Raw genomic sequence first — 19,040 nt, 5'->3', positions numbered from 1 at the left:
CATGACCGATCTCACCATCACCGTCCTGGACGCGCCGGCGTCCTCACTGCACAAGACGAGCGTGCTCGTCACCGGCGAGACCGACGCGGTGCTCGTCGACGCCGGTTTCACCCGCGCCGACGGGCACCGGATCGCCGCCGCGATCCTCGACGCCGGCAAGACCCTGACCACCGTCCTCGTGACCGGCGGCGATCCCGATTTTTACTTCGGCGCCGAGGTCATCGCGGACACGTTCCCCGAGGCCCGATTCATCGCCCCGAGCGACGTGATCGAGCACATCCGGCACAGCTACGACGGGAAGCTGCAGGCCTGGGCGCACCTCGGCGCGAACCTGCCCACCCGTCTCGTCGAGCTGGAAGCCTTCGACGGCGGCGAGATCGCCGTCGGCGACCGCAGCATCGAGCTGCGCAGCGCCGGCGACGATCTCGGGGATCGCCGCTGGTTCGTGTTCGACGCGGCGCAGCGCGCTCTCTTCGGCGGGATTCTGCTGTTCGAGGGCCTGCATGTCTGGACCGCCGACACCGCGACCCCCGAGGCGCGCCGCGCCTGGCTCCGTGCGCTCGACGGCTTCGACGCGCTCGATCCGGCATTCGTCGTCGCGGGCCATCGCATCACCGGCGCTCCGACCGATCGCACCGCGATCGAGCACACCCGCGCCTACCTGCAGCGCTTCGAGGAGGTCATCGCCGAGTCCGTCGACGCCGCGGCGGCCGAGCGGACCCTGCTCGCCGAGTACCCCGACGCCGGGCTCCAGATCGCCGCATCGCTCGGTACCAAGGTCGCGAAGGGGGAGATGTCGTGGGGCTGAACGAGTCGAACGAACCGGCAGACGTCGTCCGCAGGCAGTACCTCGCATCGGCGGCGGGCGATCTCGCGGCGCTGCGTGCCACCCTCGCGCCCGACGTGGAGTGGACCGAGATGGCCGGGTTCCCGCTCGCCGGAACCTACCGCACGCCCGAGGGCGTCACCTCGAACGTGATGGAGGTGCTGGGCCGCGACTGGACGGGTTGGACCGCGCACGACGACTCCTACGTCGTCGACGGCGAGAACGTCGTCGTGCTGGCGCGCTACACGGCCCGGAACAATGCGACCGGCAAGGACCTGAACGTGCGGGTCGTCCACCACTTCGTCGTCCGCGGCGGCCTCATCGTGCGCTTCGAGCAGTTCGTCGACACCGCGCTGGTGCGCGACGCGATGGCCTGAACCGCGGCGGGACCGCGTGATGCCGCGCGGCTACGCGATTCGGGCGAAGCGGGGTCCGCGGTACCCGTCGCGATCCACCTGCTCGACGAACATCGCGACGGGGCGCACCCAGAAGCTGTAGTCGTCGTAGAGCTTGCGGTAGAAGACGAGCGACTCCTCGGTCTCGGAGTGCCGGCCCGTGCCGATCACTTCGTACCGTCGGCCCTTGAAATGCTGGTAGATGCCGGGCTCGACGTCGGAGGAAACGGAAACGGTCATGGTCGCAGCATATCCGCTGCGACCATGACCGCTTCCGGCATCCGACGGTTGCCGGGCGCTACTTCGGGAACTCGGGGGCCTTCGCCTCGCACGTCACCGGCTTGCCGGGATCCGAGGTCGCCGTGGCGATCTCCTTCGAATCATCGAGCAGGATCCGGCAGGTGGCGCGCACGCCGGCCGGAGGGGTCGCGGAGATGCGGGTCTGCTTGCCGACGACCACGATCGAATCCGCCTTCCACTTCGAGGGGGCGCCCCCGGCTCCGGCGGAGGTCTCGACCGTGCCGACGCGCTTCATCGCAGCTTCTTCGAGGCGGCCGCTGGTGTCGAGGTACGAGACGTCGGTGAGCGTCGCCGACGCGCTTCCGTCGGTGGTCACCTCGTAGTTCAGCTGCCAGGCGTCCTGCGAGGACTTGCCGATCGCATCGATGACGCTGCAGCCGGTCAGCGGGAGCAGAAGGGCGGCGGCGCCGACGGTGAGGGCGAACGGGCGGATTCGAGAGGCGGTGGTCTTCATGCTTCCGATCCTCCCGGGTGACTCCGGCGTGCCGCATCGGACCCAGGTCGGACGAGAAGGTACCGGGGTGCCGTCAGTCGTGCCCGCGGTTCCGTTCCAGGAGGCCGAGCATCCGCGTGAAGCGGTCCTGCTCCGCGCCGAGCGCCGCGAAGTACGCGCGATCCGTCTGTTCGACGGCCCGCACGGCCCGGTTGACGATCGCGAGTCCCGCAGGTGTCGGGGTCACCGTCACCGCGCGGCGATCCTGCGGGTGCGCTCCGCGGGCGACCAGGCCGTTCCGTTCGAGCGCGCGAACCACCTGCGAGGTCATCATCGGGTCGGTGGAGGCGGCATCGGCGAGGTCGCGCTGCGTCATCGGTTCGTCCGGATCCGCGTGGGCGAGCGCTGCGAGCAGCACGAACTGGACGTGCGTGAGGTCGAAGGGGGAGAGGGCGGATCGGATCGCCCGCTGCCACGCGTTGGTGACCCGCCAGAGCATGAGTCCGGGGCTCTGGCTGGCGTGCGGGTAGTCGGAGTCGAGTCGGCTCACGCGGTCATCGCCTCCCGCAGGGTGTCGAGGTCCTCGGGTTCGAGCGGCACGAGTCCGAGGCGGAGCCGGTAGCCCCAGTGCGGGTCCGCGGTGAGTCGCAGCGAGTCCCGCACCCGTTCCAGCGGCACGTGCGTCGTCGAGAGGACGTCGAAGCGGCGGCGGTACGGGTGGAACGAGCCCTCGTCGGCCTGCCAGATCTCGTCGTCCGGCAGCGTGCCGATCGCGGTGAAGCAGCGGTAGGCGATGCCGTCGCCGCGGGAGCGGGTCGGAGAGTAGTAGACGAGCGTGTCGCCGGCGTGCATGCGCGCGAGCGCCGTGCGGTTGCCGTGGTTGATCTGCGCGATGCCGAGGTCGGCACCGCGGGCCACATGGTCCGCGGCGACGACGCCGAGCCAGCCGCGGTTCATGCGGCGTCCAGGTTCGCGAGGAGGCCGTCGATGTTGGTGTGCGCCGCGTCCGCGAACCCGCGCCCGATCGCGAGCCGCCAGAGCGGCGCGAGCGGGCCGTCGATGCGGATCTCCACCGACAGGGTCGCCCCGTCGCCCGCCGGTTCGACGCGGTGATCGAAGGTGAGTGCCGCGCCCGGCATGCGCGAGACGTTGGTGAAGCGACGATCCTCGACGAACTCGGTGATGGTGAAGGAGGTCGCGGGGCCGCTGGCCGGCCGCATGCGTCCGGTGGCGCCGACGCGGACCCGGTCGGTGAAGGCGACCTCGCGCACGTCCGGATCCCATGCGGGCCAGGAATTGGGGTCCGCCCATCGCGCGAACACGGACTTCTCGGGGTGGTCGGTTCGCGCACGGTGGGAGCTGAGGATCGGCATGTGTTTAGTATGCGTGCTTATTATCTGATGGGCAAGCCCTCCCTTCTCGGAGCGTTCGCGTCGGGTCTCTGGAGCCCTGTGCCGAGGGGATCAGTGGAGGCTCACCGGCACCCCCTATGCTGTGCGGCATGCATGGAATCGGTGCCGTCGGCGCCGCGGCCGTCGGGCCGCGGCCGCTCCGACGCGCGGTCCTCGCGTTCGTGGTCGTCACGACCGTGCTCGTCGGCCTGCTGGGCATGCACGTGCTCGAGCTGCACGGCACCTCCGCTGCGGCGCACGCCGCCTCGGGCATGGCGCCCCACGCCGAGGTCGTCTCCGTCGACGGTGCTGCGGCATCGAGCGGCATGCACGGCGCGGACGGGATGAGCGACGCCGCTGGCATGGTGATGATGTGCGTGCTGGCGCTGCTGCTCGTCGCCTTCGCCGTGCGACTGCGACGGCGTTCCGTACTGCGCATTCCCGCGCTTGCGCGGGGGAGCGTCCGCCGCAGATTGCTTCCTCGACTCGCGCCGCGCATCCCCGATCCGCCCACACCCCTCCTGCTCGGGATCAGTCGGACCTGAGCGGCCTCGGATCCGAGGTGCTCTGTTGCGCCCGGATCGCTCAGCCGTATCCGAACGAACCCATTTCAGCGGGCGCCTGCGCGCCCGCGCACTCAGGAGACCCACCATGACCAAGAACACACCTGCGCTCACCGCGCTCCTCGCCGGCGTAGCGATCGCTGGATCCCTCACGGTCGCCGGCTGCTCGACCCAACCGGCGGGCGAACCGTCGCCGAAGCCGAGCGCGAGCGCATCGCTCCCCGCCGATGTCAACGAGGCAGACACGATGTTCGTCTCGATGATGATCGGACACCACCAGCAGGCGATCGAGATGAGCGACATCGTGCTGGCCAAACCCGAGCTGGACCCGGGCGTTCGTGACCTCGCGAAGCGGATCAAGGCCGCGCAGGGTCCGGAGATCACGCAGCTGAAGGGTTGGCTGTCCGACTGGGGGATGGCCGATGCCGGTTCCTCGTCCGAGCACGGAGGTCACGCCATGAACGGCATGCTGTCGGCGGAGCAGCTCGGGCGGCTCCGTTCGGCCGACGGCGCGACGAGCTCGACGCTCTTCCTGGAGCAGATGATCGAGCACCACGAGGGCGCGGTCGAGATGGCGAAGCCGGAGGTCGCCGATGGCGCGAACGTCGATGTACAGCGGCTCGCCCGGTCCGTGATCGACGATCAGAGCGGCGAGATCGCGGAGATGCGCGAGATGCTCGCCGAGCTGCGGTAGCGGAGCCGGTGCCGGGCGTGGGGAACCGCGCCCGGCACCGCCGCGCCAGTGGGCCGGGTGATCGCGGGTGACCGAGCCGGCTGCGCGCGTCCCCTAGACCGTCGCCGGGGCTTCCAGATCCTGCAGTGCCCGCACGAGCGGAGCGAGTTCCGGTCGTGCGTCCGCCTCGGCGAGCACCCGCTCGAGCGCCTCGTCGTGCACGGGGTGCGCGCGTTCGTAGAGCCGGCGGCCGGCGGGGGTGAGCTCGGTGTAGATGCCCCGGCGATCGTCGGCGCAGAGGATCCGGGTGAGCAGGCCGCGGTCCTCGAGGCGGGTCACCAGGCGCGTGGTGGCGCTCGGGCTGAGCGCCGCGGCGCGCGCCAGCTGCTGCATGCGCATGTGCCACCCGTCCTGCCGGCTCAGCGCGTCGAGCACGGTGTACTCGACGACCGACAGCTCGACTGATGCGCTCAGCGTGCGCTCGAGCTCGGCCTCGATGAGGCCGTGCATGGCGGCGAGGGTGCGCCAGCCGCGGGCGCGGATCTCGACGGCGTCGTCGGCGATGCCCATGGGTCCTCCAAAGGTAGTTGCTTGCGCGGATTAATTGCGTATGCAATGATTGTGTTCATCGACGCAACATCCCGCGTCTGCAACTACTTTATCAGGATCCTCCGCGAACCGCGAGGGATCCGGGGGAGCGCACACATGCCACTCGGACTCATCGCCCTCGCTATCGGGGCGTTCGGCATCGGACTCACCGAGTTCGTGATCATGGGCCTGCTGCCCGACGTCGCCCGCGACTTCGGCGTCAGCGAGGCGACGGCCGGCTGGCTCATCTCGGGCTACGCGCTCAGCGTCGTCGTCGGTGCGCTCGGCATCACCGCTGCGACCACCCGGCTGCCGCGCAAGGCCGTGCTCATCGGGCTCGTCGTGCTCTTCATCATCGGGAACGCGCTCACCGCTGCGGCACCCGACTACGGCGTCGCCATGCTGGGCCGCATCATCGCCGCGCTCAACCACGGGGCGTTCTTCGGCATCGGGTCCGTCGTCGCGGCCGAGCTCGTGGCCCCCGAGAAGAAGGCTGGTGCGATCGCGATCATGTTCACGGGCCTCACCGCCGCCAACGTGCTCGGGGTGCCGTTCGGCACGTTCCTCGGGCAGCAGTTCGGTTGGCGATCCACCTTCTGGGCGATCTCGGCGATCGGTATCGTCGCGCTCGTGGGCATCGCGGCGCTCGTCCCGGCACCGAAGAGCGCGGGGGAGCCCGTGCGGCTCCGCTCGGAGCTGCGGGCGTTCCGGTCGGCCCAGGTCTGGCTCTCGCTCGCCGTCACCGTGCTCGCCTACGGCGGCATGTTCGGTGCCTTCACCTACATCGCGTACACGCTGACGGATGTCGCCGGTTTCGCCAGCGCATCGGTGCCGTGGCTGCTCGTGCTGTTCGGCGCGGGGCTCGTGGTCGGCAACTGGCTCGGCGGGCATCTCGCCGACCGATCGATCGACGGCACGCTGCTCGGGTTCATCGCCGCGCTCGTCGTCGTGCTGGTCGCCTTCGGCCTGCTCGCCTTCTCCCAGCCCGCGACCATCGTCATCCTCTTCCTCATGGGCGGCTTCGGCTTCGGCACCGTCCCCGGGCTCCAGAGCCGCATCATGCAGTACGCGGGCGGGGCCCCGACGCTGGCCTCCGGTGCGAACATCGGTGCGTTCAACGTGGGCAACGCCCTCGGCGCATGGGCCGGCGGAGTCGGCATCGCCGCGGGGCTCGGCTACACCGCTCCCATCTGGATCGGCGCCGCGATCACGGTGGCCGCGCTCCTCGTCATGGCGTTCGCGGCGTTCGCGGCGAAGCGCCCCAGCCGGGAATCCGCGGTCGCGAATCCGCAGCTGCAGCCGTCGGCCCTGAGCGCCGCCGCCCGGTGACGCCTCGGGCCGTTCCGCCCGACACCCCGTTCCTCCCATCCACCACTCGAATCCCACAGGAGATCTCATGACCGCACCGACCGTTCCCACCATCACCCTCAACAACGGCCTCGAGATGCCGCAGCTCGGCTTCGGCGTCTTCCAGGTGCCCGACGCCGAGACCACGGCGGCGGTCTCGGCCGCGCTGGATGCCGGGTACCGGAGCATCGACACCGCGGCGATCTACGGCAACGAGGCGGGCGTGGGTCGCGCCATCGCCGAGTCGGGGATCCCGCGCGACGAGCTCTTCGTGACCTCGAAGCTCTGGATCGACTCGCTCGACTACGATTCCGCGATGCGCGGCTACGAAGCGTCGCTCGAACGGCTCGGCCTCGAAACGCTCGACCTGTTCCTCATCCACTGGCCGGCGCCGGCGAGCGACCGCTACCTCGACGCCTGGCGAGCGCTCGCGCAGCTCGCATCCGACGGTCGCGTGCGCGCCGTCGGCGTGTCGAACTTCCTGCCGGCGCACCTCGACCGGCTCGCCGAGGCGAGCGATCTGGTGCCCGCCGTGAACCAGGTCGAACTGCACCCGGCCCTGCAGAACCGGGAGACGGCCGAGGCGAACCGACGCCTCGGGATCGCTACGGAGGCGTGGAGCCCGCTCGCGCAGGGTGCGGTTCTCGGCGAGGAGTCCGTGATCGCGATCGCCGAGCGCCACGGGAAGACCCCGGCCCAGGTGGTGCTGCGCTGGCACCTCCAGCAGGGGCGCATCGTGATCCCGAAGTCGGTCACCCCCGCGCGCATCGCCGCGAACCTCGACGTCTTCGATTTCGAGCTCGCCGACGCAGAGCTGGCGGCGATCGACGGTCTCGAGCGCGACGGCCGCACCGGTCCGCACCCCGCCGAGTTCAACGGCTGAGCGCGGGCGAATCGAGACCGCTGGATCCGCGAATCGCCGCGGATCCAGCGGTCGCTCAGCATCGGCTCCGCGCGGCTGTCCGTCTGGAGAATGAGCCACGAGTCGCTCGTTTCGGGACAAATCGGTACCTCGGGATGACGCGCGGTATCCCGGTATCAGGGATCATGGGATCATGCAGCTGAGATCGATGACCGTCGTCCGTGTGCTCGGGGCAACCGTCGCGGCGGCGCTGATCGCTCCCGCACTGACCGGTTGCGCCGTGCTGCGCGGCACGCTGGGAGAACTCGACGCGCAGCTGCGGCGCGTGACCTATGAGGTCTCGGTCTCGGGCAAGAGCGCGGGGGTCGGATCGCTCGGCGTCACCAACCTCTCGTACCTCGACGCCCCCACGCGCGGGCGCGACACCAAGCACATCTCGAGCATCACCACGCGCAGCGGGCAGAACCGCATGGACTGGTCCGCCGACGCGCTCGTACGCTCCGGGCGCACCGCCCGGGTCGCGGCCACCCCCGTGCCCGGCGCCACAGCGAAGTGCCGGATCCTGGTCGACGGCGGTCGCGAGCTCGCCTCGAGCACGGCGAGCACCGGCAAACCGGTGGTGTGCGAAGCCAAGCTGCCGAAGGACCTCCGGCGCTGATCCGCGGGGCCTCCGCTCTTGCCTGCACCTGATCCCGCCGCCGCGGTCGAGTGAACGCGTGTACACGAAAAGGGCCCTCTTTTCGTGTACACGCGTTCATTCGGGGGCTCTCCGCATCCGCGCGGCGCAGCTCGGGCGGCATATGCCCGGCGAATGCGCGGGAGCGCATATCCTCGGGGCATGAGCAGTGAAGCCCATGCCGGCGTCGGTACGAGACCGCAGCGCAGCGTCCCCGAGGGGCGCGATCTCACGCTGGATCTGACGCGGGTCGCCTGCGTCGTGCTCGTCGTGTTCGTGCACATCCTCTTCACGGGTGTCGGACGCGGCTCAGACGGATCCCTGCTCATCGAACGAACGGTCGAAGGCGAGACCTGGTTCAACGCCGCCTCGTGGATCGCCGACATCATGCCGCTGTTCTTCGTCGTGGGCGGGTTCGCGGCGCGGGCGGGATGGAACTCGGCGCAGCGCCGGGGCGAGACAGCGGACGGCTTCGTCCGGCTGCGCCTCGCCCGCCTCGCCCGCCCGGCGCTCGCCGTATTCGTGTTCTTCGCGGCCGTGCTGGGCGCCGCCGCGCTGCTCGACATCGACCCGGTGCTGGTCGACACCGTCGCCATCGGAGTCGGGTCCCCGCTCTGGTTCCTGGCCGCGTACCTGCTGGCGCAGGCGCTGGCGCCCCGCATGATCCGGCTGCATCACCGCTTCGGCTGGGGCGTTCCCGCGGTGCTGCTCGCCGGAGCGGTCGCGACCGACACGCTGCGATTCCTCGTCGCGGGGGAGCTCCTCGGCCTCCCGCACGTCGATCCCCAGGGCTTCGTGATCGGTCAGGAGCTCTTCGGACTGCCGAACGTGCTCTTCGTCTGGCTGTTCGCCCAGCAGATCGGGTTCTTCCTGTTCGACGGCTGGTTCGCGCGTCGACGCGTCTGGCAGCTGCTCGGACTGATCGCCGCCGGGTACCTCGCGATCTGGGGGCTCGTCTCGCTCGGCGGCTACTCGTGGAACATGCTCGCGAACCAGTGGCCCCCGACCGTGCCGCTCGCGCTGCTCGCCGTGGTGCAGGCGGCGACGCTGACGCTGCTCAAAGCGCCGCTCACCGCGCTCATGCGGACGCGCGCGGCGCAGGGGGCCGTTCTGCTGATCGGCTCCCGGCTGATGACCGTCTACCTCTGGCACCTGCCGGTCATCATGATCCTCATCGGGATCCAACTGGTGCTGCCGATCCCCATGCCGATGCCCGGCAGCGTCGCCTGGTGGTGGACCCGCGTCCCGTTCCTGCTGCTGGTGCTCGCCGCGGTCTGGGCATTGTCGCTCTGGCTCGTGCGCTTCGAACGCACGCCTCCGCTGGGCCGCCCGGCGTTCCCTGCGGCGACCCCGGTAGCGGTGGTGCTCTTCGTCCTGCCGGTGCTGGCGATCACGGCCTACGGGATCGACGCCGCGCTCGCGACGGTCGCGTTGATCGCCACGGCGCTCGCGCTCGGCTTCACCGGCGGTTTCGGTGCTCCGCGCAGGGTGCAGGCCCGGGGTTAGGCGCGCGCGGCGCGGCGCGCACGGATGGCCGCGACGCCGCGGCCGATGCCGCGCCAGCCGACCAGCAGGACGCCGAGCGCGACCGTCGCGACGATCACGAACGCGAGCGCCGTGCCGGCCCCGGTCGCCCAGCGCACCAGCATGCCGAGGGCGACGGTGCCGATCCAGATCGGGACGCCGCTGCGGAGCGGACGGAGCGGCGCGCGCCAGGCGAGCGCCGCGATCCATGCGACGGCGAGGCCGACCAGGAACGGCCAAGCGGTGATGAAGACGCCGGCGGGGCTCACGTCCTCGCCGTGGCTCGATCGCCCGATGGCGGCGAAGAGCATGACGCAGCAGAGGTCGGCGACGATGGCGGGAAACACGGTGCGCGACGTCTGCTCGGAGCTCATATGTCGAAGCATATCGGCTGCGCGGGGCCGTTTCTGCGTGGCGGACGTGCATAATAGAGAGGTGAACTGGCGGGGGGCGGTTCCGAGATGTTGGACTCGGTCCGATTCCTGTCTCGGAGCGTCTTTGGCCCACCGTTCCATACGGAAGGACAGCGGGACTACACGTGCAAGATCAGCTCTGGCTCGACGATGAGGAGCGGGATCTCTGGCTCCGGCTGGTGAGCCTCACCATGCTGCTCCCGAGCGCCGTCGAGGCGCAGCTCAAGCGCGACGCGAGCGTCTCGTTCTTCGACTACCATGTGCTCGCGATGCTGTCGGAGGCTCCGGACCGCACTCGGCTCATGAGCGACCTGGCATTCCATACCAACGCGTCGCTCTCGCGTCTCTCGCACGTCGTCACCCGGCTCGAGAAGCAGGGCTGGGTGCGCCGCGAGGCCTACCCGAACGACGGACGCGCCACCAACGTCGTGCTGACCGACCACGGCTACGCGCACCTCACGGAGCACGCTCCCGGGCACGTGCGCGAGGTGCGGCGCCTGGTGTTCGCGTCGCTCGATCGCGAGGACATCGCGACCCTCTCGGCCCAGCTCGGCCGAATCCTCGACGCGGTCGATCCCGACCGTCGTCAGATGCGGGGCTGACCCCGGTTCAGCCGCGCTTCGCCGCGTCGATCGCGCCGCGCACGGCATCGTGCAGCGCGCCGTTCGTCGCGAGCGAGCTGCCGTTCCACGCGGACTCGGCACCGTCGATGTCGGTGAAACGGCCACCGGCCTCGCGCACGATCGGAACGAGCGCGGCCAGGTCGTAGGGCTTCACGTCGAACTCGGCGACGATGTCGACGAGTCCCTCGGCGAGCAGCATGTACGACCACATGTCGCCGTACGCGCGGTCGCGCCACACCGCCCGGCTCAGTGCGATCAGCGGCTCGAGATACCCGGCGAGATCCCACTGCTCGATGCTCTGGAAGCTGAGCGACGCGTGCTCGAGCTCCGAGACGCCCGAGACGTGCAGGCGACGCGGTTCCGCCTCGCCCTCCGCCTTCCAGGCGCCGCTGCCGGTCTCGGCCCACCAGCGGGTGCCGAACGCGGGCGCCGAGACGATGCCCACACGCACCTCTCCGGCGATCTCGAGGCCGATCAGGGTCGCCCAGTTGGGAACGCCCCGCAGGAAGTTGGAGGTGCCGTCGATCGGGTCGAGGATCCAGCGCCGCTCGCCGCGCTCGGCGCGGCCGGATTCCTCGCCGAAGAAGCTGTCTTCCGGGCGCTCGGCCTCGATGCGCGCACGCAGCGCCTCTTCGACGGCGCGGTCGGCGTCGGTGACGAAGGTGCGGTCGGGCTTCGTCTCGATCGTCAGGTCGGCCGCGCGGAAGCGGGGCAGCGAGATCGAGTCCGCGAGCTCCGCGAGCTCCAGAGCGAAGGCGAGATCCTCGGACGGGGAGGGGGGCAACTGGGACATCGACGGCTCCGATCGCGTGGGGCGGGAACGACAAAGGCCCGGAACCGTGAGGTTCCGGGCCAATCCGTGCGCCCTCACGGGCTCGAACCGTGGACCCGCTGATTAAGAGTCAGCTGCTCTACCAACTGAGCTAAAGGCGCATGTCGCTTCTGCGAGGTTTTCCCTCGCTGGGCAACGGAGAAAACAATAACACGGTTCTCGGGGTCAGGTGAAATCGAGGTGGCTTCTGCGTGGATTCCGGGAGTGTTGCCGCGGAATCACGCGGATCTCGTGGCGGGCCCGGGTGGGACGGCCGCCCGGGCCCGCCCCGTGCGTCAGCGCGGCGCGACGACCGCGCGGCGCTTCGGGCGGACCAGGAAGCACGCGGCGACGACGGGGGCCAGCAGCGACGCCGCCATCACCGCGAGCCGGGCGAGGTCGGCCGTCTCGGGGTGATCGAAGCTGAGCTCGGTGACGAGGAGTGAGACCGTGAAGCCGATGCCGGCGAGCGCGGCGACGCCGATGAGTTCGCGCCAGCGGATCGCGGGATCGAGCTCGGCCCGGGTCCACTTGGTCAGGATCCAGGTGGTCAGCGCGATGCCGAGCGGTTTGCCGACGACGAGGCCGACGATGATGCCGAGCGCGACGGGGCTGAAGGGGAAGCCGCTCGTGCCGCTGATCGCCACGCCGGCCGCGAAGAACGCGAAGACGGGCACCGCGAAGCCGCTGGAGAGCGGACGGAAGCGGTGCTCGAAGGTCTCGGCGAGCGCGGTCCCGCCGCGTCCCTCGACCGGGATCGCGAACGCGAGTGCGACACCGGCGATGGTGGCGTGGATCCCGGACGCGTGCACGAGCGCCCAGACCACGATGCCGATGGGCAGCAGGATCAGCCACGGAGCCCAGCCGGAGGTCGCGAACCGCGCGGGAAAGCGATGCGCGAGGAAGGCGAACGCGGCGAAGGGGATCACGGCGAGTCCGAGCATGAGGAAGTCGATGCCGCTCGAGTAGAAGACGGCGATGACCGAGATCGCGATCAGGTCGTCCACCACGGCGAGCGTGAGCAGGAACATGCGGAGCGCGGGCGGGACGCCCGGGGCGATGAGGCCGAGCACCGTGACCGCGAACGCGATGTCCGTGGCGGTGGGGATCGCCCAGCCGTGCATCTCGGGCGACCCTGCGGTGAATGCGACGAACAGCAGCGCGGGAACGGCCACTCCGCCGAACGCGGCGGTGACGGGCACGATCGCGGTCCGGAACCGGCTGAGCTCGCCGGCGACGAACTCGCGCTTCAGCTCGAGACCGGTGAGGAAGAAGAAGATCGCGAGCAGTCCGTCGGCCGCCCAGGTGCCGAGCGAGAGGTCGAGGTGCAGGGCCTCGGGCCCGATCCTGAAGTCGCGCAGCGCCTCGTAGGCGGGGGAGAGGGGGCTGTTCGCCGCGGCGAAACCGATCACCGCGGCGATGATCAGCAGGATGCCGCCGACGAGCTCGGCGCGCAGAACGCGTGCGACGCGGGTCGTTTCGCGACGGCTGGTCAGCGAGAGAATGCGGCGCGGACGCGAGCGGGTGCTCGGAGCGCCGGGGCTGTGGGCGTGGGGATCGTGGGACAACGGGTCTCCTGACGGTTCACGAACGAACGCGTCGACCAGACTTCCCGACTCACCAGCGTCCAGTCTACCGGAAGCGGCTCGAGGTCAGGAGTCGAGGTGCTTCTGATCCTCGGCGAACTGCGCGTCCTCGTCCTGCTTGGCGACGCCCGCGATGGCGAGGGCGAGGCTCGCCGCCCAGACGCCCCAGACCACGAGCCGGCGCCAGTCGGCGGGCATGGACTTGGTCTGCCGCACGACGCCGGCGATGCCGGCGGCAGCGCCGAGCACGCTGAGGCTGGTCAGGTACTTGCCGATGGACATCGGACCTCCCGGATGCGACGGGCGGGCGCCGCCGTTCTGCGCTCCACCATACCGTCGTGCGGGGAATGAACGGGGCGGTATGCTGAGGGCGTTCCCACGACGGGGTCGTCGCGACTCCGTCGAACACCACGAAGCGCATATAAAGGAGCCGAAGGTCATGGCACAGCAGCAGCCCGCCGCACTGTTCGAGGAGAGCTCGCAGGGAGCGGTGAGCGTCGTCACGGCGTTCGTGTTCGTGCTGTCGATCGTGCTCGCGTTCGGCGGCATCGTCCTCGCCAGCTTCGGCTTCACCGCGTTCGGCGACGAGGCGGGTCACCCGAGCATGTTCCTCTTCGCGTCCGGCCTCGCGCTCAGCGTCATCGGTTTCATCCTGCCGTTCACGCTGCTCCCCGCAACCGGCAAGTAAGGTCGTCCGTCGCCGCGAGCGCCGGACCGCAGATCGGAGGCAACCCGCATGTCTGAGCTCGATATCAAGCCGCGCAGCCGTGCCGTCACCGACGGCATCGAGGCGACGGCTTCGCGCGGCATGCTCCGCGCCGTCGGCATGGGCGACGAGGACTGGGACAAGCCCCAGATCGGAATCGCCAGTTCCTGGAACGAGATCACGCCCTGCAACCTAAGCCTCGACCGGCTCGCGCAGGGCGCGAAGGAGGGCGTGCACGGCGGCGGCGGATACCCGCTGCAGTTCGGCACGGTCTCCGTGTCGGACGGCATCTCGATGGGCCACGAGGGTATGCACTTCTCGCTCGTCTCGCGCGAGGTCATCGCCGACTCGGTCGAAACGGTGATGATGGCCGAGCGGCTCGACGGATCCGTGCTGCTCGCGGGCTGCGACAAGTCGCTGCCGGGCATGCTCATGGCCGCTGCGCGCCTCGACCTCGCCTCGGTGTTCCTCTACGCGGGATCCATCGCGCCGGGCTGGGTCAAGCTCTCCGACGGCACGGAGAAGCAGGTCACGATCATCGACGCCTTCGAGGCGGTCGGCGCGTGCGTCGCCGGCACGCTCAGCGAAGAGGACCTGAAGCGGGTCGAGTGCGCCATCGCCCCGGGCGAGGGCGCGTGCGGCGGCATGTACACCGCGAACACCATGGCGTGCGTCGCCGAGGCGCTCGGCATGAGCCTGCCCGGCTCCGCGGCCCCGCCCAGCGCGGATCGCCGCCGCGACTACTACGCCCACCGGTCCGGCGAGGCCGTGGTGAACCTGCTGCGCAAGGGCATCACCTCGCGCGACATCCTCACCCGCAAGGCGTTCGAGAACGCGATCACCGTTGCGATGGTGCTCGGCGGCTCCACCAACGCGGTGCTCCACCTGCTGGCGATCGCCCGCGAGGCCGAGGTCGAGCTCACGCTCGACGATTTCACCCGGATCGGGCAGCGCACGCCGCACCTCGCCGACATGAAGCCGTTCGGCCAGTACGTGGCGCAGGACTTCGACCGGGTCGGCGGCATGCCGGTCATCATGAAGGCGCTGCTCGACGCGGGCCTGCTGCACGGCGACGCCCTCACGGTGACCGGCAAGACGGTGGCCGAGAACCTCGCCGAGCTCGACCCGGCTCCGCTCGACGGCGCGGTGGTGCGCACGCTCGACAACCCGCTGCACGCGAACGGCGGTCTCACGATCCTCTCGGGCTCGCTCGCCCCCGACGGCGCCGTCGTCAAGACCGCGGGCTTCGACCTCGATACCTTCGAGGGTCCCGCGCGGGTGTTCGAGCGCGAACGCGCCGCGATGGACGCCCTCGAAGAGGGACGCATCTCCGCCGGCGACATCGTCGTGATCCGCTACGAGGGTCCGAAGGGCGGTCCGGGTATGCGCGAGATGCTCGCGATCACCGCCGCCATCAAGGGCGCGGGACTCGGAAAAGATGTACTACTATTGACGGACGGACGATTCTCAGGCGGCACAACCGGCCTGTGCATCGGCCACATTGCACCGGAGGCATCGGACGGGGGTCCGATCGCCCTGGTTCGCGACGGTGACCTGATTCGGGTCGATATCGCCGCACGTACGCTCGATCTGCTGGTGGATCCCACCGAGCTTGCGGCCCGCCGAGAAAGCTGGGCCCCGCTTCCCCCGCGGTACACCCGCGGAGTCCTCGCGAAGTACGCGAAGCTCGTGCATTCGGCGTCCGAAGGCGCCATCACCGGCTGAATCGCTGTTCGCTCCCAGAGGGAGCCGACGTTTCTCGAGCGGCCCGCGCGACCGCTCCCACCACTGTCAAGAGAAAGTGTGCAATGAACTCGGAATCGAGCTCTCAACCCACCCGGCATCCGAACGGCGCTCGCGGCGAGCGCATGACCGGCGCCCAGGCCATCGTCCGCAGCCTCGAGCTGCTCGGCGTCGAGGACGTCTTCGGCCTGCCGGGCGGCGCCGTGCTGCCGCTCTACGACGCGCTGATGGACGCCCCGAAGCTCCGCCACATCCTTGTGCGGCACGAGCAGGGTGCGGGCCACGCGGCCGAGGGTTACGCCGCGGCGAGCGGCAAAGTCGGCGTCTGCATCGCCACCTCGGGTCCCGGCGCCACCAACCTGGTGACGGCGATCGCCGACGCCTACATGGACTCCGTGCCGATGCTCGCGATCACGGGCCAGGTCTTCTCGACCCTCATGGGAACGGACGCGTTCCAGGAGGTCGACATCCACGGCATCACGCTGCCGATCACCAAGCACTCGTTCCTCGTGAAGCGCGCTGAGGAGATCCCGGCGGCCATCGCCGCGGCCTACCAGCTGGCCTCCACCGGTCGTCCGGGCCCCGTGCTCGTCGACATCACCAAGGACGCGCAGGAGGGACTGTTCGACTTCGTGTGGGAGCCGCGGGTCGACCTGCCCGGCTACCGGCCCATCACGAAGGCCAACAGCAAGCAGATCCAGGCCGCGGCCGAGCTCATCGCGGCGGCCGAGCGCCCCGTGTTCTACGTCGGCGGCGGCGTGGTCCGCGCCGGCGCGGCGGAGGAGCTGCGTCAACTCGTCGAGCTGGTCGGCGCTCCCGTCGTGACGACGCTCATGGCGCGCGGCGTGTTCCCCGATTCGCATCGCCAGAACCTCGGCATGCCGGGGATGCACGGCACGGTGCCCGCGGTGCTCGCGCTGCAGGAGTCCGACCTGATCATCGCCCTCGGAGCCCGCTTCGACGACCGCGTGACGGGCAAGGCGGCGCTGTTCGCCCCCGACGCGAAGGTGATCCACGCCGATATCGATCCCGCCGAGATCGGCAAGATCCGTGCGGCCGACGTGCCGATCGTGGGCGACGCCGGCGAGGTCATCTCGGACCTCATCGCGGCCATGACCTCGGCCCAGCGCACCCTCGCCTGCGCCGACATCGGCGCCTGGTGGACCCGGCTCAACGAACTGCGCGAGCGCTACCCGCTCGGCTACCAGTCGACGAGCGACGGCCTGCTCTCGCCCCAGCACGTGATCCAGCGCATCGGCGAGCTCTCGGGCCCCGAGGCCGTGTACGTCGCGGGCGTGGGACAGCACCAGATGTGGTCGGCGCAGTTCATCGGCTACGAGCGCCCCAACGCGTGGGTGAACTCGGGCGGCGCCGGCACCATGGGCTACGCCGTGCCGGCGGCCATGGGCGCGAAGGTCTCCCAGCCCGATCGCACCGTGTGGGCGATCGACGGCGACGGCTGCTTCCAGATGACCAATCAGGAGCTCGCCACGTGCCTCGTGAATGAGATCCCGATCAAGGTCGCGGTGATCAACAACTCGGTGCTCGGCATGATCCGCCAGTGGCAGACGCTGATCTACGACGGCCGCTACTCGAACTCGCAGCTCGAGACCGGGCACGGCAGCCGCCGGATCCCCGACTTCGTGAAGCTGGGCGAGGCCTACGGGTGCCTCTCGATCCGCGTCGAGCGCGAGGACCAGGTCGACGACGCGATCAAGCTCGCGCTCGAGACCAACGACCGGCCGGTGCTGCTCGAGTTCGTCGTGAGTTCCGACGCCATGGTGTGGCCGATGGTCCGCCAGGGCACCTCCAACAGCGACATCCAGTACGCCCTCGAGCACAGCCCCGAGTGGGGAGAGGAGTAAATCATGACCCGCCACGTTCTGAGCCTCCTCGTCGAGGACAAGCCGGGTCTGCTGACCCGTGTCGCCGGGCTCTTCGCACGCCGCGGCTTCAACATCGAGTCCCTCGCGGTGGGCCCGACCGAGGTGCCGGGGCTCTCCCGCATCACGGTCGTCGTCGACCAGGAGGATCTGCCCCTCGAGCAGGTCACGAAGCAGCTCAACAAGCTGGTCAACGTGATCAAGATCGTCGAGCTCGAGCCCGCGCAGTCGGTGCAGCGCGAGCACGTGCTCATCAAGGTCCGGGTCGATCACCAGACCCGTTCGCACGTGCTCGAGGCCGTCAACCTGTTCCGCGCCCGCGTCGTCGACGTCGTCACCGACGCGCTCGTGATCGAGGTCACGGGCGACACGGGCAAGATCGAGGCGTTCCTCAAGGTGCTCGAGCCCTACGGGATCAAGGAGATCGCGCAGTCCGGCCTCATCGCCATCGGGCGCGGCTCGAAGTCGATCACCGAGCGGGTCTTCAAGAATTGACGGCGCCCCGCGCCGTCATCCTGCGCGAGCGTGCGAGTCGCAGGATCCACAACCGAATACCGAGATTCTGCGGCTTCGCGCAGAATGACGTTTGAACCACACAACACAAGGAGAATCCACGTGGCTGAGATGTACTACGACGACGATGCAGATCTGTCGATCATCCAGGGCAAGAAGGTCGCCGTTGTGGGCTACGGCTCGCAGGGCCACGCCCACGCGATGAACCTGCGCGACTCGGGCGTCGAGGTCGTCATCGCGCTCAAGGACGGCTCGAAGTCGATCGAGAAGGCCCAGGAGGCCGGGTTCGAGGTTAAGAGCGTCGCCGATGCCGCCGAGTGGGCCGATCTCATCATGATCCTCGCTCCCGATCAGCACCAGCGTGCGATCTACAACGAGCAGATCAAGGACAAGCTGACCGAGGGCAAGACCCTCGCGTTCGCGCACGGCTTCAACATCCGCTTCGGCTACATCGAGGCGCCCGAGGGCGTCGACGTGATCCTCATCGCCCCCAAGGCGCCGGGTCACACGGTGCGCCGCGAGTTCGTCGCGGGCCGCGGTATCCCCGACATCATCGCCGTCGAGAAGGACGCTTCGGGCAACGCCTGGGCGACCGCGATCTCGTACGCGAAGGCGATCGGCGGCACGCGTGCGGGCGTCATCAAGACCACCTTCACCGAGGAGACCGAGACCGATCTCTTCGGCGAGCAGGCCGTGCTCTGCGGCGGTGTCTCGCAGCTCGTCCAGTACGGTTTCGAGACCCTGACCGAGGCCGGCTACCAGCCCGAGATCGCCTACTTCGAGGTGCTGCACGAGCTGAAGCTCATCGTCGACCTCATGTGGGAGGGCGGCATCGCCAAGCAGCGCTGGTCGGTCTCCGACACCGCCGAGTACGGCGACTACGTGTCGGGCCCCCGCGTGGTCGACCCGCGCGTCAAGGAGAACATGCAGGGCGTGCTCGCCGACATCCAGTCGGGCGCGTTCGCGAAGCGCTTCATCGACGACCAGGACGCCGGCGCTCCCGAGTTCCTCGCGCTCCGCGCCAAGGCCGAGCAGCACCCGATCGAGACCACCGGTCGCGAGCTGCGCAAGCTCTTCGCATGGAAGCAGACCGACTCGGATTACGTCGACGGCTCGGCCGCTCGCTGATCCAGCATGGCTCGGCCGTGATCCGGCCGTGAACACCGAAGCCCCCGGGAGGAATC

General features: G+C 69.7%; 24 protein-coding genes and 1 tRNA gene. 14 read left to right on the top strand and 11 right to left on the bottom strand.

The genetic code is table 11. The features are described from left to right. Window position 1: 1 nt before the first annotated feature. Complete coding sequence (locus BMH31_RS14940; protein ID WP_099722614.1) at window positions 2–808, top strand: MBL fold metallo-hydrolase; 807 nt, start codon at window positions 2–4, stop codon at window positions 806–808. Then, the gene (locus BMH31_RS14935; RefSeq protein ID WP_099722613.1) at window positions 799–1,203 is read left to right on the top strand and encodes a nuclear transport factor 2 family protein; all 405 of its coding nucleotides are present in this window, start codon (window positions 799–801) and stop codon (window positions 1,201–1,203) included. The genes BMH31_RS14940 and BMH31_RS14935 overlap by 10 nt, the downstream gene beginning before the upstream one ends. Before the next feature lie 30 nt (window positions 1,204–1,233). On the opposite strand, the gene BMH31_RS14930 is transcribed toward BMH31_RS14935, so the two are convergent. The 5 genes from BMH31_RS14930 to BMH31_RS14910 all read right to left on the bottom strand — a co-directional run bounded on the left by BMH31_RS14930 (window position 1,234) and on the right by BMH31_RS14910 (window position 3,327). Next, window positions 1,234–1,461, bottom strand: coding sequence for a DUF1653 domain-containing protein (locus BMH31_RS14930; protein WP_099722612.1), 228 nt, complete (start codon window positions 1,459–1,461; stop codon window positions 1,234–1,236). A gap of 58 nt (window positions 1,462–1,519) precedes the next feature. Continuing rightward, the gene (locus tag BMH31_RS14925; RefSeq protein WP_099722611.1) at window positions 1,520–1,975 is read right to left on the bottom strand and encodes a hypothetical protein; all 456 of its coding nucleotides are present in this window, start codon (window positions 1,973–1,975) and stop codon (window positions 1,520–1,522) included. Window positions 1,976–2,048: 73 nt separating this feature from the next. Continuing rightward, window positions 2,049–2,504, bottom strand: a complete 456-nt coding sequence (locus tag BMH31_RS14920) for a MarR family transcriptional regulator (protein WP_241898323.1) — start codon at window positions 2,502–2,504, stop codon at window positions 2,049–2,051. Then, a complete protein-coding gene (locus tag BMH31_RS14915; protein WP_099722610.1) occupies window positions 2,501–2,911 on the bottom strand; it encodes an EVE domain-containing protein in 411 nt (136 codons plus the stop codon). Before BMH31_RS14915 ends, BMH31_RS14920 begins: the two co-directional genes overlap by 4 nt. Then, window positions 2,908–3,327: an SRPBCC family protein gene (locus BMH31_RS14910; RefSeq protein WP_099722609.1), complete on the bottom strand. Its 420-nt coding sequence runs from the start codon at window positions 3,325–3,327 to the stop codon at window positions 2,908–2,910. The genes BMH31_RS14915 and BMH31_RS14910 overlap by 4 nt, the downstream gene beginning before the upstream one ends. A 128-nt stretch (window positions 3,328–3,455) precedes the next feature. Between BMH31_RS14910 and BMH31_RS14905 the strand changes: the two genes are divergently transcribed. Beyond that, complete coding sequence (locus tag BMH31_RS14905; protein ID WP_143469909.1) at window positions 3,456–3,890, top strand: DUF6153 family protein; 435 nt, start codon at window positions 3,456–3,458, stop codon at window positions 3,888–3,890. A gap of 106 nt (window positions 3,891–3,996) precedes the next feature. Next, window positions 3,997–4,602 (top strand): DUF305 domain-containing protein, encoded by a 606-nt coding sequence (locus tag BMH31_RS14900; RefSeq protein ID WP_099722607.1) that lies wholly within the window; start codon window positions 3,997–3,999, stop codon window positions 4,600–4,602. A 93-nt stretch (window positions 4,603–4,695) separates the two neighbouring features. On the opposite strand, the gene BMH31_RS14895 is transcribed toward BMH31_RS14900, so the two are convergent. Then, entirely contained in the window at window positions 4,696–5,151 is a 456-nt protein-coding gene (locus BMH31_RS14895; RefSeq protein WP_099722606.1) for a MarR family transcriptional regulator, read from the bottom strand. A gap of 135 nt (window positions 5,152–5,286) precedes the next feature. On the opposite strand from BMH31_RS14895, the gene BMH31_RS14890 reads away from it, so the two are divergent. From BMH31_RS14890 to BMH31_RS14875, 4 genes are all read left to right on the top strand, one after another. After that, complete coding sequence (locus tag BMH31_RS14890; protein WP_099722605.1) at window positions 5,287–6,498, top strand: MFS transporter; 1,212 nt, start codon at window positions 5,287–5,289, stop codon at window positions 6,496–6,498. 67 nt (window positions 6,499–6,565) lie between these two features. Continuing rightward, window positions 6,566–7,399 carry an aldo/keto reductase gene (locus BMH31_RS14885; RefSeq protein WP_099722604.1) on the top strand — a complete coding sequence of 278 codons (834 nt, stop codon included), beginning with the start codon at window positions 6,566–6,568 and terminating at the stop codon, window positions 7,397–7,399. 172 nt (window positions 7,400–7,571) lie between these two features. Next, window positions 7,572–8,036, top strand: coding sequence for a hypothetical protein (locus tag BMH31_RS14880; protein ID WP_099722603.1), 465 nt, complete (start codon window positions 7,572–7,574; stop codon window positions 8,034–8,036). Between the two features lie 180 nt (window positions 8,037–8,216). Beyond that, entirely contained in the window at window positions 8,217–9,560 is a 1,344-nt protein-coding gene (locus BMH31_RS14875) for an acyltransferase family protein (protein ID WP_158234921.1), read from the top strand. On the opposite strand, the gene BMH31_RS14870 is transcribed toward BMH31_RS14875, so the two are convergent. Beyond that, entirely contained in the window at window positions 9,557–9,952 is a 396-nt protein-coding gene (locus BMH31_RS14870) for a DUF3054 domain-containing protein (RefSeq protein ID WP_099722601.1), read from the bottom strand. The two genes, BMH31_RS14875 and BMH31_RS14870, sit on opposite strands and share 4 nt — an antisense overlap. A gap of 164 nt (window positions 9,953–10,116) precedes the next feature. Here BMH31_RS14870 and BMH31_RS14865 point away from each other — a divergent pair, with 164 nt between their 5' ends. Next, window positions 10,117–10,593: a MarR family transcriptional regulator gene (locus BMH31_RS14865; protein ID WP_241898322.1), complete on the top strand. Its 477-nt coding sequence runs from the start codon at window positions 10,117–10,119 to the stop codon at window positions 10,591–10,593. Window positions 10,594–10,600: 7 nt separating this feature from the next. Here the strand turns inward: BMH31_RS14865 and BMH31_RS14860 are convergent, their stop codons facing one another. The 4 genes from BMH31_RS14860 to BMH31_RS14845 form a co-directional block, all read right to left on the bottom strand. Further along, window positions 10,601–11,407: an inositol monophosphatase family protein gene (locus BMH31_RS14860; protein WP_099722600.1), complete on the bottom strand. Its 807-nt coding sequence runs from the start codon at window positions 11,405–11,407 to the stop codon at window positions 10,601–10,603. Window positions 11,408–11,474: 67 nt separating this feature from the next. Then, a tRNA-Lys gene (locus tag BMH31_RS14855) sits at window positions 11,475–11,547 on the bottom strand. A 174-nt stretch (window positions 11,548–11,721) separates the two neighbouring features. Beyond that, entirely contained in the window at window positions 11,722–12,930 is a 1,209-nt protein-coding gene (nhaA, locus tag BMH31_RS14850; RefSeq protein WP_241898326.1) for a Na+/H+ antiporter NhaA, read from the bottom strand. A 147-nt stretch (window positions 12,931–13,077) separates the two neighbouring features. After that, window positions 13,078–13,293, bottom strand: a complete 216-nt coding sequence (locus BMH31_RS14845) for a hypothetical protein (protein WP_099722598.1) — start codon at window positions 13,291–13,293, stop codon at window positions 13,078–13,080. Window positions 13,294–13,450: 157 nt separating this feature from the next. On the opposite strand from BMH31_RS14845, the gene BMH31_RS14840 reads away from it, so the two are divergent. From BMH31_RS14840 to ilvC, 5 genes are all read left to right on the top strand, one after another. Next, on the top strand, window positions 13,451–13,699 hold the full coding sequence (locus BMH31_RS14840) for a hypothetical protein (RefSeq protein WP_099722597.1): 249 nt from the start codon (window positions 13,451–13,453) through the stop codon (window positions 13,697–13,699). Window positions 13,700–13,747: 48 nt separating this feature from the next. Beyond that, complete coding sequence (ilvD, locus tag BMH31_RS14835) at window positions 13,748–15,442, top strand: dihydroxy-acid dehydratase (RefSeq protein WP_099722596.1); 1,695 nt, start codon at window positions 13,748–13,750, stop codon at window positions 15,440–15,442. Continuing rightward, window positions 15,349–17,325: an acetolactate synthase large subunit gene (locus tag BMH31_RS14830; protein WP_306460327.1), complete on the top strand. Its 1,977-nt coding sequence runs from the start codon at window positions 15,349–15,351 to the stop codon at window positions 17,323–17,325. The genes ilvD and BMH31_RS14830 overlap by 94 nt, the downstream gene beginning before the upstream one ends. A 3-nt stretch (window positions 17,326–17,328) precedes the next feature. Then, window positions 17,329–17,838 (top strand): acetolactate synthase small subunit, encoded by a 510-nt coding sequence (ilvN, locus tag BMH31_RS14825; RefSeq protein WP_099722594.1) that lies wholly within the window; start codon window positions 17,329–17,331, stop codon window positions 17,836–17,838. 120 nt (window positions 17,839–17,958) lie between these two features. After that, entirely contained in the window at window positions 17,959–18,984 is a 1,026-nt protein-coding gene (gene ilvC, locus BMH31_RS14820) for a ketol-acid reductoisomerase (RefSeq protein WP_099722593.1), read from the top strand. The last annotated feature ends 56 nt before the right edge of the window (window positions 18,985–19,040 follow it).

Origin of the sequence: Leucobacter sp. OLIS6, assembly GCF_002752355.1 — a bacterium.
Taxonomy (GTDB): domain Bacteria; phylum Actinomycetota; class Actinomycetes; order Actinomycetales; family Microbacteriaceae; genus Leucobacter.
This window is presented reverse-complemented; position numbering and strand designations above follow the sequence as displayed.